The 1,885-nt window shown below is 43.5% G+C and carries 2 protein-coding genes and 1 pseudogene; all 3 read left to right on the top strand.

Annotation, left to right across the window (positions count from 1 at the left end; all coding sequences use genetic code 11):
- Window positions 1–1,146 (top strand): S-layer family protein (locus tag HWQ40_RS14615; RefSeq protein ID WP_292778864.1); only part of this gene is annotated, 1,146 nt, incomplete at its 5' end.
- Window positions 1,147–1,206: 60 nt separating this feature from the next.
- The gene (locus HWQ40_RS14610; protein WP_292778862.1) at window positions 1,207–1,536 is read left to right on the top strand and encodes a hypothetical protein; all 330 of its coding nucleotides are present in this window, start codon (window positions 1,207–1,209) and stop codon (window positions 1,534–1,536) included.
- A pseudogene (locus tag HWQ40_RS14605) lies at window positions 1,509–1,885 on the top strand (hypothetical protein); the annotation flags it as partial. The gene HWQ40_RS14610 and the pseudogene HWQ40_RS14605, both read left to right, overlap by 28 nt.

Genomic DNA, 1,885 nt, shown 5'->3' with positions numbered 1-1,885 from the left:
AACGTCAGTTCTGAAGCAGAGGGCAAAGCCGGAGGTGTATTGATTAAAACAGGCTTATTAGAAGTTACCAATGGTGCCGAACTGAGTGCCAATACGTTTGGAAAAGGGGATGCAGGCAGTGTCAGCATTTTTGCTAACACTTTTGAGGCTAGTAATGGTGGTCAAGTATCCACCATTACTTCTGGTGAATCCGACGCTGGTAATATTACATTCCAGGTCAAAGACAATATTACCCTCTCTGGGTTAAAAACTGGTCTATTTGCCAGTACCAGTGAAGGTTCTATTGGAAATGGTGGTAGTATCATCATCGACCCCAGAATCATGACAATTCGAGATGGTGCTAAAATTGCCGTTGACAGTCTGGGAGATGGTATTGGCGGTAATATTCAACTGGTTGCTGATTTCCTCACACTAGATCAAGGCACAATCTCCGCCACAACTCGCAGTAATACTGGTGGTGATATCACTCTCAATCTGCAAGAATTATTATTATTACGCGATCGCAGTCAAATCAGCAGCACTGCTGGCGTTGAGCAGTTTGGTGGTAATGGTGGTAACATTACCATCAAAGCCCCCAATGGCTTCATACTCGCTGTGCCCAATGAAAATAGTGACATTACTGCCAATGCTTTTACAGGCAGTGGTGGCAGAGTGGATATTCAAGCCAATGGCATTTATGGTATTGAGTTCCGTGAAAGTCCAACTGTGTTGAGTGACATCACTGCTAGTTCAGAATTTGGTACACAAGGCACTGTAGAACTGATTACACCTGAGATTGACCCTAACAGTGGCTTAGTCCAATTGCCAACAATACCAGTTGACACCAAAGTAGCTCAAGGCTGCTACAGTCCAGATTATGCCCAAAACCGATTTGTGATCACAGGACGCGGCGGTTTACCACCCAATCCCAAAGACATTCTCACTCCTGATGCGCCTCAAATCGATTGGGTGTCTGTTAAACCCATTAACACCAATCGTTCCATACCACCTGTTACCACTAAACCAACTACCTCCACTCCCAAACGCATTGTTGAAGCCACAGGTGCGACGCTAAACGCCAAAGGACAAATAGTCTTGAGTGCTAATTCATCTACTGCTACTTCACACATTTCCACACAGAACTCTATTCAATGTCATGGTAGCTAAAGTTACTCATATTTTGGCAGCATCTTGCTTGCTTATAGTTACTAATTTATAAGGATTATTATGTTAAGAAAAACTCCAGATTGGCGGAGTTGGTGTAGTAGTTTGATGGTGGGAAGTGTGTTAATTTCTTGCTTGCAAGAGCATACTTTTGCCCAAATTACCCCAGATAACACCTTACCTAATAACTCTAGCGTTGTAAGAGAGGGTTACACCTTTAATATCACTGGAGGAACGCAAGCAGGAAGTAATTTGTTTCACAGCTTTAGCGAGTTTTCCGTTCCTACTAATGGCACTGCTTCTTTTAATAATGCTTTGGATATTCAAAATATCATTACTAGAGTCACAGAACCCTATTCAGTGTCATGGTCGCTAAAGTTACTCATATTTTGATAGTATCCTACTTGCTGATGTTGTTCAACAGCCTGATAACTACACCCAGCAGGGCACAGACACTCAATCGCGTACAACCACCCCAAAACAATTCTCCCTCGCTTCCCCAACTTCCGCCACCGCAGGATGTCCAACCACCTTCACCCAAAACACCAACACTACCAACACCACCCCAACTTCCACCTCCATCCGAATTACTTCAACCTGAACAACCACTACCTAAACCAGATGAACCACTCCTGGAGAGATCGCAAATCTTCATTGTTAAACAGTTTGAAGTCATTGGCAGTACAGTAGACATCTCCGAAAACAGTCAAAACTGCTTTGTGACTAGCTTACAAGGCGCATT

The sequence above is a fragment of the Nostoc sp. NMS9 genome (assembly GCF_017114995.1).
Classification (GTDB): Bacteria; Cyanobacteriota; Cyanobacteriia; order Cyanobacteriales; family Nostocaceae; genus Nostoc.
This window is presented reverse-complemented; position numbering and strand designations above follow the sequence as displayed.

Coding starts and splice junctions, on each gene's coding strand:
- HWQ40_RS14610 (WP_292778862.1), top strand. CDS start 1,207: ATGTTAAGAAAAACTCCAGATTGGCGGAGTTGGTGTAGTAGTTTGATG.